Raw genomic sequence first — 12,441 nt, forward strand, 5'->3', positions numbered from 1 at the left:
GGTTCCGCGTGGGCGGAACGTCAGCCGATCAGGTGGCCCAGGCCGCCGTCGCCGTTGCCCTGGGTGGTGTGGCCGACGTTGCAGATCTGGTGCGGCTGGGTGCTGAGGACCGGCACCTCGACCGGAACGGCCACACCGATCACCGCGACGGCGATGTTGTGGACCTCCGGCAGGCAGACGTTCGGGTTGTCCAGAGTGTGGAAGTTCGGGCTCATGGCGCCGTGGGTTCCGGTCTGGTTGGTGCCGCCGTTGCCCTGCAGAGCGGCGGTGGAGCCGTCCGAGTCGCCGATGGCGGAAGCGGGGGCAGCGGCCATGGCGACGCCGGCGGCAGCGACACCGAGGGTGGCGAGAGCCTTCTTGTACATGGGGGTTGATCCTCTCGTGGTAGCCCACCGCGGCAGAGCGGGGGCGGCTGGGGGGTGGGGATGGGACTCGGCGGGAACCGCCGTGGTGGAGCGGACCGGCGTCAGCCGATCAGGTGGGAGACACCGCCGTCGCCGTTGCCCTGCGTGGTGTTGCCCACAGAGCAGTACTGCTTCGGCTGGGTGCTTGCCACCGGGACCTCGACCGGGACGGCCACGCCGGCCACCGCGACGGCGATGTTGTGGATCTCGGGCAGGCAGATGTTCGGGTTGTCCAGGAAGTGGAAGTTGGGGCTGTTGTTGCCCCAGGTCCCGGTCATGTTGGTGCCGCCCGCACCCTGGAGGGAGTTGGTCGACCCGTCGTGGTCGCCGATGGCGGAGGCCGGGGCGGCGGCCATGGCGACGGCGGTGGCTGCCACGCCGGCAGCGGCCAGAACCTTCTTGACCATTGCAGTTCCTTTGTTGGATTTCTGAGGTGGTGTCAATTGCCTTCTGCTGTCCCGGAGGCAATCGGCTCAACGAGGGGCCGTCGAACCTGGTTGCGCACCCGATCGGGCGATTACGCCTGTTGAACCCGTTCGCACTGGGTCCAGCCCCTGCGCCGTGTTCCCGATCCACCCGTGACAACGCGCCAACTGCCCACTTGGAATTGGGTGTTGATCCGGAAGGTCGATTTCCTTCGCCCGGGAGAGGGAAAACCGCGGTGGCCGATGGACCATCAGGGTGACGCGATCGGTGTCCGCTCCCCGCCGCACGCTTCAATCTGACGGACTGCGTCCAGGCCTCGGAAGACAGGAACATCCGCGATGAAGAACTCCCTGCGAAGGACGGCGGCCGCGATGGCGGCCTGCGCGTCCGCCGGCACCGGCGCCCTCGCCGCCGCCGGAACGGCGTCGGCGACCGAGCTCGCACCGGTCTCCCAGCACCAGGCCGATCAGGTGAACGCTGTGGAGCACACCGTCTCCGGCATGGATGTGCCGTTCACCGTGCCGCTCGGCGAGGCGACCCGCCCGCTGCTCGGCAGGACCACCCACGCCCAGGTGTCCGGCAGCCTGCCGGCCTCGCCGGTGGTGCCGCCCTCGGTGAAGCCGTCGGACCCCGGCGAGATCCTCCCCGACCCGCTGGTGCCGGCGCTCAACGGGCCCGCCCACACCCCCTCGCTGGGCGCGGACGCCCCGCTGGTGGACGGGAGCGGGCGGGTCACCGACCACGCGCTGGGCCTGGGGCTGCCGAAGTCCCCGATGGACGCGGCCGGGGCCGCGCTGTCCCTCGGGCACCCGCTGGGGCTGGGGGGCGCGCAGGCCGCGCACACCCGCAGCGCGCAGGCCGGATCCGACCTCCAGGGCGTGCGACTCGGCGACCTGGAGCCGGCGTTGACCCCGCCGCACCTGTCCACCCGCCCGAACGGCGGGCTGACGCTGGAGCAGCGGACCACCGGCCAGTCCGTCACCAAGCCGGTGGACGGTGTGGCCGGCAGCCTCAACGACTCCCTCCACAACATCGGGGTCTGAGGCCGCCTCCCGCCCGGGCGCGGTGCCGTACGACGGCCCGCACCCGGGCGGTTCGGCGCGCTGTCGCCGCGCGCTGTTCCCGTGCGCTGTCTCAGTGCGCCATGGCGTCCGTCAGCGAGCCGACGGCCGGCAGTGAGGAGAGCCCCCCGCCGCCGCTCAGCGGCGAGGTCAGCGGGGTGGTGGAGACGGGGCCCGCGCCCGGGGAGTCCGGGACCAGCGAGACGCCGTTGTTCAGGGGGTCCGCCGAGGACTGCGCCCACGGGTCCAGGCGGAGGTCCTTGAGCGGCCCGATCACGTGCTTGGTGGCGCCGCTGAGTCCGGCCAGCCCGGTCGCCGGGTCGAGCCGCTGGAGGCCGACGCCGGGGAGCGGGTGGGTCTGCGGCGCCTCCGCGGCGAGCGCCGTGCCGCTGGAGGCCGCGGCCCCGGCCGCGGTGAGGCCGACGAGGAGGGCGGCGGCGCGTACGTAAGCCATCGTGGGGTTCCTTCTTGGACGGGAGAGCTGGGGTCTGACGGTGCTCATGGCAACTGCCCCCCGGCCGGAATGCCGGGGGGCAGTGGCGATGGCGGTGCGGTGACCGCCGTGCCGAGCGCCTGGTGTGGCGTCAGCCGGCGTTGGCGCAGCTGTTGCCGAACGCCGGGTTGAGCAGGCCGATCACGTCGACGGTGTTGCCGCAGACGTTCACCGGGACGTGCACCGGGACCTGCAGCTGGTTGCCGGACAGGACGCCGGGCGAGTTGGCGGCGGTGCCGGCCGCGGCGCTGCTGGCCGAGGCGGCGCCGGCGCCGGCGAGGGCGAGCCCGGACGCGGCGACACCGATGACGAGAGCCTTCTTCGCGATGCGCATGGCAATTCCTTCGTGAGTCCGTCCAACCCCGAGTGGGAGGGACGATTGGCGAAACGACCGCTGTGCGGACGCGGACACGCGCCGCCACCGACAACCACCCGGCCAGCGGACACGGAGTCGTCGGGGCCGAACGTTCTGGCGGCGGAGCACAGGGGGGACAGCCGGCCTGGCGTGGTGGACGCCACGGCCGAGCGCCGGGTCAGCGGTTGGCGCAGCTGTTGCCGAAGGCCGGGTTCAGGGCGCCGATGACGTTGATGCTGTTGCCGCAGAGGTTCACCGGGACGTGAACCGGGATCTGCAGCTGGTTGCCGGAGATGAAGCCCGGCGAGTTGGCGGCGGTGCCCGCGGCGGCCGCGTTCGCGCTGGCGACACCGGCACCGGCGGCGACCAGGCCGGCCGCGGCGACGGCCACGCACAGGCCGCGCTTGGTCTTCTGCATGGGGATCCCTCTCTCGTGGGTGCCGGCCCGTTGTGCTGATGCGGGGAGGTCCGCGGCGGCCGACACAGTGTCATCAGGCCCAACGAACACCGGAGTTCGGAGGAGACTGCCCGCGCACGACGATCACCCGGATGGCAGGCATGCGGGCGTTCGGTCACGCATCCGGGTGAAGATCGCGGGGTCTGGTCCTGGAGGCCGTTTCCTCCCCCTCCGCGCGGGCGTTATGACCGGTGTTAAGGCACGGAGTACCCCGGTGCTCGGCCACAGCAGAAACCGATGGAGTAATCACATGAAGAACGCTGTCAAGGGCGCTCTCATCACCGCCGCCGCGGCCGGCGTCGTCGCCGGTGGCGCTGGTGCCGCCTTCGCGAGCTCTGCCGCCCAGGGTGCCGCGTCCTGCTCGCCCGGTGTCGCCTCGGGCAACCAGGCGCAGGTCCCGGTGCACGTCCCGGTGAACGTCTCGGGGAACAGCGTCAACGTGATCGGCCTGCTGAACCCGGCGTTCGGCAACAGCGCCGCCAACGCCGGCTGACGCAGCGCCGGTACCCTCTCGCGTCCCCGACGCGGTGACGCGGTGACGCGGTGATGCAGTGCGACAGCGGGGCCCCGGCCGAATCCGGCCGGGGCCCCGCTGCCGTCGGCGGGAGGGCCGCCGGTCAGGGCCAGACCAGGCAGTACAGCTGGTGGCCCGCCTCGTGCAGCCGGTTCGCGAAGTCCTGCCACTCGTGGAGCATGCGGTAGATGACGAAGGCGTCCCGCGGCCCCCGCCGGTCGGGGACGGTGGACCAGATGAACGCGGCCGCACCCAGCTTCGGCTCGTCCGCGTTGCGCAGCGGGTCCACCACCGACTCGGGGAGCTGCACGACCGCGTAGTCGGGGTGCAGCACGACCAGTTCGAGCGGCGGCACCTTCGCCAGCGGGATGCCCTGGATTCCGGTGAGGACCATCGCGCTCATGGTCTCCGGCTTGATCTTGGTGTGCAGGCCGCTGCTGACGGACGACTCCTCGTCGACTCCGCCGGCTTCTCCGCCCACCTCTCCGGTCTGGCCGAAAAGCTCGCCCAGGCGGCCGAGTTGGCCCAGTTCTCCGGCGTCCAGACCGAGCCCGTCGCGTCCCAGAGCGGTCGGGACGCGCGCGGCCGTGGCACGGTCGGGCGCGCCGAAGTACTTGTAGGTCACGCCCAAGCGACCAGCACCTCCATCGCCCCCTCCTCTTGCGGACCGCCGGCGGCCACCGGCTCGTCCGATCCCCTCAGCCTCGGCATCGAAGCTCCACCGGTGCTCCGGCTCGCGTGCCTCGGACACTCCGCCCCATCCTCACCGACGTCCGACCTGCCGACAACAGGCGGCCGCACACCTCGGACAACCTCCGACGTACGGCCAGGTGCGCCGTACCCGGCCATCCTTGCCGACCTCGCGGACGGAGTCGACCATACGGTGTACCTGCGGCCCGATCATCGTCCCAGATGATCGGGCGGGACATGCCGAGCGCCAGGACACGATTTGAGACCATGTGCCTCATGTGCTCCTCAAACTCCCCGGCCCCGGTGAACTACCCGTACGAGGCCCCGGCAAGCCAACTGCTGTTCGAGCGTGCCGAAGTCGTGACCCCGGGCGGGGTGAACTCGCCCGTGCGCGCCTTCGGCGCGGTCGGCGGCACGCCCAGGTTCATGGCCTCCGCCAAGGGCGCCTACCTGACCGACGAGGACGGCCGCGAGTACGTCGACCTGGTCGGATCCTGGGGGCCGATGCTCCTCGGCCACGCCCACCCCGCCGTGATCGCCGCGGTTCAGGACGCCGTCGGCCGCGGCACCTCCTTCGGCACCCCGAGCGCGGGGGAGGTGGGGCTCGCCGAGGAGATCGTCCGGCGGGTGGCCCCCGTGGAGCAGGTCCGGCTGGTCTCCTCGGGGACCGAGGCGACCATGTCGGCGATCCGGCTCGCCCGCGGGTTCACCGGGCGGGCCAAGGTCGTGAAGTTCGCGGGCTGCTACCACGGTCATGTGGACGCGCTCCTGGCGTCCGCCGGTTCGGGCGTGGCGACTTTCGCCCTGCCGGACTCCCCCGGCGTGACCGGCGCCCAGGCCGAGGACACCATCGTCCTGCCGTACAACGACCTGGACGCGGTCCGGGCCGCGTTCGAGGCCAACCCCGGGCAGATCGCCTGCGTGATCACCGAGGCCTCGCCCGGCAACATGGGCGTCGTCCCGCCGCTGCCCGGCTTCAACCGCGCGCTCAGCGAGCTCTGCCGGGCCGACGGCGCGCTCTTCGTCTCCGACGAGGTGATGACCGGGTTCCGGGTCTCCAAGGCCGGCTGGTACGGACTGGAGGCGGAGCCGGAGGGCTGGGCCCCCGACCTGATCACCTTCGGCAAGGTGATGGGCGGCGGCTTCCCGGCCGCGGCCTTCGGCGGGCGGGCCGACGTCATGGCGTACCTGGCCCCGGCCGGGCCGGTCTACCAGGCGGGCACCCTCTCCGGTAACCCGGTCGCGACCGCGGCCGGCCTCGCCACCCTCCGGGCCGCCGACGACGCGGTGTACGCGGCCGTGGACCGGGTCGCCGCCGAGGTCTCCGGGCTGGCCCACGAGGCGCTGGACAAGGCCGGGGTGGCGCACCGGGTGCAGCACGCCGGGAGCATGTTCTCGGTCTTCTTCACCGGCGAGCCGGTGCGGAACTACGACGAGGCGCGCGGCCAGGACGTCTTCCGGTACACGGCGTTCTTCCACAGCATGCTCTCCCAGGGCGTCTACCTGCCGCCGTCCGCCTTCGAGGTGTGGTTCCTCTCGGCGGCGCACGACGAGCGGGCGGTCGAGCGGATCGCCGCCGCGCTGCCGACTGCCGCCGAGGCGGCGGCGCGGGCCACCGCCTGACGGTCGGGCTGCGCCTTCGCGGCCGCGCGTCTCGGGGATACTGGGGCGCGCGGCAAGCGTTTCGAATGTGAGGGAGCTCTCCGGTGAGCAGCAGCAGCAACGTCGACGAGGCCGACGTCACCGTCGTGCATCTGATGCGGCACGGCGAGGTGCACAACCCGGAGGGCGTCCTCTACGGGCGGCTGCCCGACTACCACCTCTCCGACCTCGGCAAGCAGATGGCGGAGCGGGTCGCCGACCATCTCGCGGACCGGGACGTCACGCATGTGGTGGCCTCGCCGCTGGAGCGGGCGCAGGAGACGGCGGCGCCGATCGCGGCCGCCCACGGGCTCCCGGTCGCCACGGACGGGCGGCTGATCGAGGCGGAGAACGTCTTCCAGGGGAAGACCTTCGGGGTCGGGGACGGTTCGCTGCGGAACCCCTCGCACTGGAAGCACCTGGTCAACCCGTTCCGGCCGTCCTGGGGCGAGCCGTACATCGAGCAGGTCGTGCGGATGATGGGGGCGCTGGGGGCGGCCCGGGACGCGGCGCGCGGCCACGAGGCGGTGTGCGTCAGCCACCAGCTGCCGATCTGGGTCACGCGGTGCTTCGCCGAGCATCGGCGGCTGTGGCACGACCCGCGGAAGCGGCAGTGCTCGCTGGCCAGCCTGACGAGCTTCACCTTCGAGGGCGACAAGATCGTCTCGATCGGCTACAGCGAGCCGGCGCGGGATCTGCTCCCCGCGAAGCTCGCCGGCAAGGGCTTCGGCGCGTAGCACGGGGTCGCGGGGTCCCGGGGTCGCGAGGTCGCGGGGTCCCGGAGCGAGTCGAGGGACGCGGGGGCCGGACGCACCTGCGGCCACCGCGCCGCTGCGTCCCAGGCGCTTATGCATGGCTTACCCCCGCAGGTCAAGCGGGTGGCGCGCCGAAGTCTCGGGGGCGATGAAAACGGGTCAAAGGCGCATGCGAAACTCTTCGCATGCGCGCATCCAGCCACGCCCGTCGGACGACGATCGGCGCCGCCGCTCTCGTCGGCGCCGCAGCCCTGGTCCTCACCGGTTGCGCCGGGAGCAGCAACTCGGCGTCCAGCTCCGGTGACAACACCCAGTTCGTCCAGGGCAACGGCGCCATCACCACGGTGGCCGCGGACAAGCGCAAGCCCGCCCCGGCGCTGGCCGGCAAGGACATCGACGGGCGGCAGCTGAGCCTGGCCCGGTACAAGGGCGAGGTCGTGGTGCTCAACGTGTGGGGCTCCTGGTGCGCCCCCTGCCGCGCCGAGGCCGACGGCCTGGAGGCGACCGCGAAGGAGTTCCAGGGCAAGGGCGTCCAGTTCGTCGGGATCAACACCCGGGACACCTCCGCGGGCAACGCCCAGGCCTTCGCCCGCACCCACCACATGAGCTACCCCAGCTTCTACGACCCCTCCGGCGACCTGGTCGGCGAGTTCCCGGCCGGCAGCCTCAACCCGCAGGCCATCCCGTCCACCCTGGTGCTGGACCGTCAGGGCCGGATCGCCGTCCGGGCGTTGAGCGCGCTGACCCAGTCGCAGCTGGAGAGCATGATCAAGCCGATCGTCGCGGAGAAGTAGGCCGCTGTGACGATGCTCGCCCTCGGCGACAACGGGACCGTCGCGCACGGTGCGCTGCTGCTCGCCGTCCCGGTCGCGCTCTTCGGCGGGCTGGTCTCGTTCTTCTCGCCCTGCGTGCTGCCGCTGGTCCCCGGCTACCTCTCCTATGTCACCGGCTTCTCCGCCGCCGACCTGGGGGACGCCCAAGGGGCCCGCCGCGGGCGGATGTTCGCCGGGGCGATGCTCTTCGTCCTCGGCTTCACCGCCGTGTTCGTCTCCGGCGGCGCGCTCTTCGGCTACTTCGGCAACACCCTCTTCCAGCAGCGGCACGTCATCTCGTATGTGCTGGGCGGGCTGACCATCCTGCTGGGCCTGGCCTTCATGGGGGTGCTCCCCGGGTTCAGCCAGCGGGAGGTGCGCAGCCACCGGCGGCCCGCCGTGGGCCTGGTGGGGGCGCCCCTGCTGGGCATCGTCTTCGGCGTCGGCTGGACGCCGTGCATCGGCCCGACCCTGGCCTCCGTCGAGGCCCTCTCCATGAACGAGGCGAGCGCCGGCCGGGGGGCGCTGCTGATGGCGGTGTACTGCCTCGGGCTGGGGGTGCCGTTCGTCGTCGCCGCGCTGGCCTTCCGCAAGGCGCTGGGCGCGTTCGGCTGGATCAAGCGGCACTATCAGTGGGTCATGCGGATCGGCGGCGGGATGCTCGTCGCGGTCGGCGTGCTGCTGGTCACTGGCGTCTGGGACCAGCTGGTGTCCTCTCTGCAGGAGTGGACCTCCGGCTTCACGATCGGGATTTGAGAGTGACCGAGAACACCGAGACCGAGACAGGGCGCAACGCGGAGGCCGACGCCGCCGCGGAGGAGCGCGAGCTCGTCGCCGCCGGGCGGATGACCACGACCGCCGCCGAGGACCACGCCGACGCCGACGGATTCACCGGCTCGGCGGCCGGGCAGCCGCCCGCGCCTGGCACGGTGGGGATCGGCCTGGTCGGCTGGCTCCGCTGGTTCTGGCGGCAGCTCACCTCGATGCGGGTCGCGCTGATCCTCCTCTTCCTGCTGTCGCTGGCGGCCGTGCCCGGCTCGCTGGTGCCCCAGCAGTCCGAGAACGCGCTCAAGGTCTCCGAGTTCCGCACGGCCCACACCGAGCTCTCGCCGCTCTACGACAAGCTGGGCCTCTTCCACGTCTACAGCTCGCCGTGGTTCTCCGCGATCTACATCCTCCTCTTCGTCTCGCTGGCCGGCTGCATCATCCCGCGCTGCTGGCAGTTCGCGAAGGTGCTGCGGGCCAAGCCGCCGGCGGCCCCGCGGCACCTGGTCCGGATGCCGGTGTACGCGCGCTGGCGGACCTCGGCGCGGCCCGAGGAGGTGCTGGACGGCGCCGAGAAGGTGCTGCGCAAGCGCCGCTTCCGGGTGGGCCGGGCACCCTCGGCGTTCTCGCTCGGCTCGGAGAAGGGCTACCTCCGCGAGGTCGGCAACCTCCTCTTCCACGTCTCGCTCTTCGGCCTGCTGATCGCCTTCGCCGTCGGCAAGCTGTACGGCGGCCAGGGCAGCGCGCTGGTCATCCAGGGCCACGGCTTCACCAACACCCTGACCCAGTACGACGACTTCTCGCCGAGCACCTTCTACGGCGCCGACAACCTGGACGACTTCGGGTTCACCCTGAACAGCTTCAAGGCGACCTACCAGACCAGCGGCGACCAGCTGGGCACCGCCCGCACCTTCGACGCCTACGTGGACTACTGGAACGGCGACCCGGGCAAGACCAAGCGGGCCACCATCCAGGTCAACCACCCGCTGAAGATCGGCGGGAGCAACGTCTACCTGGTGAACCACGGCTACGCGCCGGTGGTGACGGTCCGCGACGCCAAGGGCAACGTCGCCTACACCGGCCCGAGCCCCTGCCTCCAGCAGGACCAGAACTGGACCTCCACCTGCGCCATCAAGGTCGCCGACTACACGTCCAAGGACGGTAGGTCGACCCAGCTGGGCTTCGGCGGGATCTTCGCCCCGACGATGGTCGTCGACTCGGTGCGCGGACCGCACTCGGTCTTCCCGGCGCTGGACAACCCGGCCCTCTACCTCACCGGGTACGTCGGCGACCTGGGCATCGACTCCGGGCTGCCGCAGAACGTGTACCAGCTCGACACCACCCACATGAAGCAGATGACGGCCTCCCAGGGCGCGCCGGCGAAGGCCGCGCTGACCCCGGGGCAGACCTGGACGCTGCCGAACGGCGCGGGCACGCTGACCTTCAACGGCGTGCAGCAGTGGGCGCAGTTCAACGTCGCCCACAACCCGGGCTCCAGCTCGGCGCTGATCAGCGCGGTGCTGGCGATCATCGGCCTGATCGGGTCGCTCTTCGTGCAGCGCCGCCGGATCTGGGTGCGCGCGGTGGAGGGCCCGGACGGCACCACCCTGGTGGAGGTGGCGGGGCTCGGCCGCAGCGAATCGGCGCGGATCGCGGAGGAGCTCGCCGACGTGGCGGTCGACCTCCAGCAGAGCGCGCCGGCCGACGTCGCCGAGGCCTCCGAGGACTCCGAGGACGCCGGGGACCCCGAGCCTTCCGAGGACTCCGCGGACGACGTCCCCGGCCCCCGCGCCGAGACCACCTCCCCGGCAGCAGCAGCCGCCACCTCCGACCTTCCCCCGAAGGAGTGACCGTGTATTTGGCCATGGCGGTCAATGAGAATCTGGCCCAGATCTCCAACTACCTGATCTATTCGGCGATGGCGGTCTATCTGATCGCCTTCTTCGCGTACATCGTGGAGTGGACGTTCGGCAGCCGAAGCCGGGTCGCCAGGCAGTCCGCGGCCCTCACCCTGGGCCAGGCCGTCGCCAGGACCGAGGCCGAGGCCCGCCCGGCCGCCCGCGCCCAGGTGACCGTCACCATGCAGCGCTCCGGCGGCGGCACCGCCGTCCTCACCCGCACCGCCGTCGGCAAGGCCGGCGACGTGGACGTGGTGAGCCGGGGCGACGCCGAGCCGCCGCAGGACGGCGTCGGCGCGGCCGGCGGCAGCGAGCGGGCCGACATGCTCGGCCGGATGGGCGTCTCGCTGACGATCCTGGCCGCGCTGCTCCAGCTGGGCGGAGTGGTCACCCGCGGGGTCTCCGCCGGGCGCCCGCCGTGGGGCAACCTCTACGAGTTCACCTGCGCGCTGACGCTGATCGCCGCGCTGGTGTACATCGGCGCGCTGGCCGCCAAGAAGAACGTGCGGTGGCTCGGCCTGCCGCTGACCACCGGCATCCTGCTGGGCCTCGGCCTGGCCGTCTCGGTGCTGTACACCGACTCCGAGCAGCTGGTGCCGGCGCTCCACTCGTACTGGCTGTGGATCCACGTCTCGGCGGCGATGGTCTCCGGCGGCGCGCTCTACGCCGGGGCGATCACCACCATCCTCTACCTGTGCAAGGACCACTACGAGGTGGCGCGGCAGCTCGGCCGGGCGAAGGGCGGGCGCTGGTCCTCGATCTGCGAGCGGCTGCCGGCCGGGGCGTCGCTGGACAAGTTCGCGTACCGGATCAACGCGGTGATCTTCCCGCTCTGGACCTTCGCGATCATCGCGGGCGCCATCTGGGCGGAGTACGCCTGGGGCCACTACTGGGAGTGGGACCCGACCGAGACCTGGGCGTTCATCACCTGGGTCGGGTACGCCGCGTACCTCCACGCGCGGGCCACGGCGGGCTGGAAGGGCCGGAAGGCGGCGTATCTCTGCCTGATCGCCTTCGCCTGCTTCCTCTTCAACTCCTACGGCGTCTCCATCTTCATCAACGGCAAGCACTCCTACGCGGGCGTGTAGCGGTTCCGCGAACAGCACCGCACCAGGCGACGGCCACCGGGATGCACCCCGGTGGCCGTCGCCGTCCGCGGCGCCGTCCGCGCGCGGGCCCCGCGAGGGTCACCCCACCGTGATCGCGTCCAGCTTCGCGCGGAGGTACGCCGAGGAGTCGACCGGCTCGTACGCGACCGGGCCGGCTCCCGGCGCCGGGACGACGCGGGTGTGCGGGTCGCATTCGTAGAAGTAGACGAGGGAGATCAGCTCCTCGTCCGGCGCCTCCGCCGCCGGCGGGAGCACCCGGTGCCGGCCGGACCTCCAGCGGTCCCCGGTCCAACGGGCCATCAGATCGCCGATGTTGACCGTCAGCGCCTCCGGGTCGTACGGCGCGTCCTCCCAGCCCGCGCCGCCGTCCGCCGGATCGACGTAGACCTGGAGGCCGCCGCGGCCCTGCTCCCGGTCCAGCAGCGTGACGGTCCCGAAGTCGGTGTGCGGGCCGATCCGGAACTGCCCCGGCTGCGGCTCGCCGACCTGCCCGAGCGCCGGGTACCGGTTGATGTTCAGGGTGTGGGTCGGATGCCGGGTGTGGTCGGTGAAGAAGCCCGGCCGCTGCCCCAGCGCCGCCGCCAGCAGCTCCAGCAGGCCGTCGGCGACCTCGCGCATCCGCGCGGTGTAGCGCTCGACGATCGCCCGCAGCGCCGGGACCTCCGCGGTCGGCCAGACGTTCGGCTGGAACCAGAACGCGTCGATCTCCGGGTCCCCGATCGGCCGGTCAGCGCCGATCGTCCAGGACTCCTTGAGGTCCGGCGGGGTCGCGGTGCCCTCGGAGTAGCCGTTCGCCTCGGCGCCGGGGCCGAGCCAGCCCCGCCCGCCGACGGAGACCGCGTACCGCCGCTTGACCTCGGGCGGCAGCTCGAAGAAGGCCCGGGCCGCCGCGCGCACCGCCGCCCGCTCCTCGCGGCTCACTCCGTGCCCGGTCACCAGCAGGAACCCGGCCTGGCCGAGGGCCGCGTCCACCCGCCGGGCGACCTCCGCCCGCTGCTCGGGGCTGCCGGAGCGCCAGGGCTCCAGGTCGATCACGGGGATCCGTGGGCTGCCTGTCATAC

Annotated in this window: 15 protein-coding genes; 8 read left to right on the top strand and 7 right to left on the bottom strand. The window is 72.2% G+C overall.

Translation table 11 applies throughout. The features are described 5' to 3' along the window. Window positions 1–20 precede the first annotated feature (20 nt). Both BS73_RS21455 and BS73_RS21460 read right to left on the bottom strand, forming a co-directional pair. Window positions 21–365, bottom strand: a complete 345-nt coding sequence (locus tag BS73_RS21455) for a hypothetical protein (protein ID WP_051940219.1) — start codon at window positions 363–365, stop codon at window positions 21–23. 101 nt (window positions 366–466) lie between these two features. After that, on the bottom strand, window positions 467–811 hold the full coding sequence (locus BS73_RS21460) for a hypothetical protein (RefSeq protein ID WP_051940220.1): 345 nt from the start codon (window positions 809–811) through the stop codon (window positions 467–469). A 357-nt stretch (window positions 812–1,168) separates the two neighbouring features. Here BS73_RS21460 and BS73_RS21465 point away from each other — a divergent pair, with 357 nt between their 5' ends. Then, window positions 1,169–1,873 carry a hypothetical protein gene (locus BS73_RS21465; RefSeq protein WP_037574883.1) on the top strand — a complete coding sequence of 235 codons (705 nt, stop codon included), beginning with the start codon at window positions 1,169–1,171 and terminating at the stop codon, window positions 1,871–1,873. A 91-nt stretch (window positions 1,874–1,964) separates the two neighbouring features. Here BS73_RS21465 and BS73_RS21470 read toward each other — a convergent pair whose 3' ends face one another. The 3 genes from BS73_RS21470 to BS73_RS21480 form a co-directional block, all read right to left on the bottom strand. Continuing rightward, complete coding sequence (locus BS73_RS21470) at window positions 1,965–2,345, bottom strand: hypothetical protein (protein ID WP_037574885.1); 381 nt, start codon at window positions 2,343–2,345, stop codon at window positions 1,965–1,967. A gap of 130 nt (window positions 2,346–2,475) precedes the next feature. Next, window positions 2,476–2,718 (bottom strand): chaplin, encoded by a 243-nt coding sequence (locus tag BS73_RS21475; RefSeq protein WP_051940222.1) that lies wholly within the window; start codon window positions 2,716–2,718, stop codon window positions 2,476–2,478. Window positions 2,719–2,917: 199 nt separating this feature from the next. Further along, window positions 2,918–3,157: a chaplin gene (locus BS73_RS21480; protein WP_037574886.1), complete on the bottom strand. Its 240-nt coding sequence runs from the start codon at window positions 3,155–3,157 to the stop codon at window positions 2,918–2,920. Window positions 3,158–3,446: 289 nt separating this feature from the next. On the opposite strand from BS73_RS21480, the gene BS73_RS21485 reads away from it, so the two are divergent. Then, complete coding sequence (locus tag BS73_RS21485) at window positions 3,447–3,689, top strand: chaplin (RefSeq protein ID WP_037574889.1); 243 nt, start codon at window positions 3,447–3,449, stop codon at window positions 3,687–3,689. A 124-nt stretch (window positions 3,690–3,813) separates the two neighbouring features. On the opposite strand, the gene BS73_RS21490 is transcribed toward BS73_RS21485, so the two are convergent. Continuing rightward, window positions 3,814–4,341, bottom strand: coding sequence for a hypothetical protein (locus tag BS73_RS21490; protein WP_037574892.1), 528 nt, complete (start codon window positions 4,339–4,341; stop codon window positions 3,814–3,816). 335 nt (window positions 4,342–4,676) lie between these two features. Here BS73_RS21490 and hemL point away from each other — a divergent pair, with 335 nt between their 5' ends. The 6 genes from hemL to ccsB all read left to right on the top strand — a co-directional run bounded on the left by hemL (window position 4,677) and on the right by ccsB (window position 11,359). Then, window positions 4,677–6,023, top strand: coding sequence for a glutamate-1-semialdehyde 2,1-aminomutase (hemL, locus tag BS73_RS21495; protein ID WP_037574894.1), 1,347 nt, complete (start codon window positions 4,677–4,679; stop codon window positions 6,021–6,023). Between the two features lie 134 nt (window positions 6,024–6,157). After that, window positions 6,158–6,778: a histidine phosphatase family protein gene (locus BS73_RS21500; RefSeq protein WP_051941508.1), complete on the top strand. Its 621-nt coding sequence runs from the start codon at window positions 6,158–6,160 to the stop codon at window positions 6,776–6,778. 203 nt (window positions 6,779–6,981) lie between these two features. Further along, window positions 6,982–7,590, top strand: a complete 609-nt coding sequence (locus tag BS73_RS21505; protein WP_037574899.1) for a TlpA family protein disulfide reductase — start codon at window positions 6,982–6,984, stop codon at window positions 7,588–7,590. 12 nt (window positions 7,591–7,602) lie between these two features. After that, window positions 7,603–8,364, top strand: coding sequence for a cytochrome c biogenesis CcdA family protein (locus tag BS73_RS21510; protein ID WP_037580548.1), 762 nt, complete (start codon window positions 7,603–7,605; stop codon window positions 8,362–8,364). 2 nt (window positions 8,365–8,366) lie between these two features. Beyond that, the gene (resB, locus tag BS73_RS21515) at window positions 8,367–10,223 is read left to right on the top strand and encodes a cytochrome c biogenesis protein ResB (protein WP_322987288.1); all 1,857 of its coding nucleotides are present in this window, start codon (window positions 8,367–8,369) and stop codon (window positions 10,221–10,223) included. A 2-nt stretch (window positions 10,224–10,225) separates the two neighbouring features. Then, window positions 10,226–11,359 (top strand): c-type cytochrome biogenesis protein CcsB, encoded by a 1,134-nt coding sequence (gene ccsB / locus BS73_RS21520; RefSeq protein WP_037574901.1) that lies wholly within the window; start codon window positions 10,226–10,228, stop codon window positions 11,357–11,359. A gap of 99 nt (window positions 11,360–11,458) precedes the next feature. Here ccsB and BS73_RS21525 read toward each other — a convergent pair whose 3' ends face one another. Next, entirely contained in the window at window positions 11,459–12,439 is a 981-nt protein-coding gene (locus BS73_RS21525) for an isopenicillin N synthase family dioxygenase (RefSeq protein WP_037574903.1), read from the bottom strand. Window positions 12,440–12,441: the final 2 nt, after the last annotated feature.

The organism is Phaeacidiphilus oryzae TH49, from assembly GCF_000744815.1.
In the GTDB taxonomy this organism is placed as follows: Bacteria; Actinomycetota; Actinomycetes; order Streptomycetales; family Streptomycetaceae; genus Phaeacidiphilus; species Phaeacidiphilus oryzae.

What these genes read in the sequence shown, in the direction of transcription:
- BS73_RS21455 (WP_051940219.1), bottom strand. Translation starts at nt 365, where the DNA reads ATGTACAAGAAGGCTCTCGCCACCCTCGGTGTCGCTGCCGCCGGCGTC.
- BS73_RS21460 (WP_051940220.1), bottom strand. Translation starts at nt 811, where the DNA reads ATGGTCAAGAAGGTTCTGGCCGCTGCCGGCGTGGCAGCCACCGCCGTC.
- BS73_RS21465 (WP_037574883.1), top strand. Translation starts at nt 1,169, where the DNA reads ATGAAGAACTCCCTGCGAAGGACGGCGGCCGCGATGGCGGCCTGCGCG.
- BS73_RS21470 (WP_037574885.1), bottom strand. Translation starts at nt 2,345, where the DNA reads ATGGCTTACGTACGCGCCGCCGCCCTCCTCGTCGGCCTCACCGCGGCC.
- BS73_RS21475 (WP_051940222.1), bottom strand. Translation starts at nt 2,718, where the DNA reads ATGCGCATCGCGAAGAAGGCTCTCGTCATCGGTGTCGCCGCGTCCGGG.
- BS73_RS21480 (WP_037574886.1), bottom strand. Translation starts at nt 3,157, where the DNA reads ATGCAGAAGACCAAGCGCGGCCTGTGCGTGGCCGTCGCCGCGGCCGGC.
- BS73_RS21485 (WP_037574889.1), top strand. Translation starts at nt 3,447, where the DNA reads ATGAAGAACGCTGTCAAGGGCGCTCTCATCACCGCCGCCGCGGCCGGC.
- hemL (WP_037574894.1), top strand. Translation starts at nt 4,677, where the DNA reads ATGTGCTCCTCAAACTCCCCGGCCCCGGTGAACTACCCGTACGAGGCC.
- BS73_RS21500 (WP_051941508.1), top strand. Translation starts at nt 6,158, where the DNA reads ATGCGGCACGGCGAGGTGCACAACCCGGAGGGCGTCCTCTACGGGCGG.
- BS73_RS21505 (WP_037574899.1), top strand. Translation starts at nt 6,982, where the DNA reads ATGCGCGCATCCAGCCACGCCCGTCGGACGACGATCGGCGCCGCCGCT.
- BS73_RS21510 (WP_037580548.1), top strand. Translation starts at nt 7,603, where the DNA reads ATGCTCGCCCTCGGCGACAACGGGACCGTCGCGCACGGTGCGCTGCTG.
- BS73_RS21525 (WP_037574903.1), bottom strand. Translation starts at nt 12,439, where the DNA reads ATGACAGGCAGCCCACGGATCCCCGTGATCGACCTGGAGCCCTGGCGC.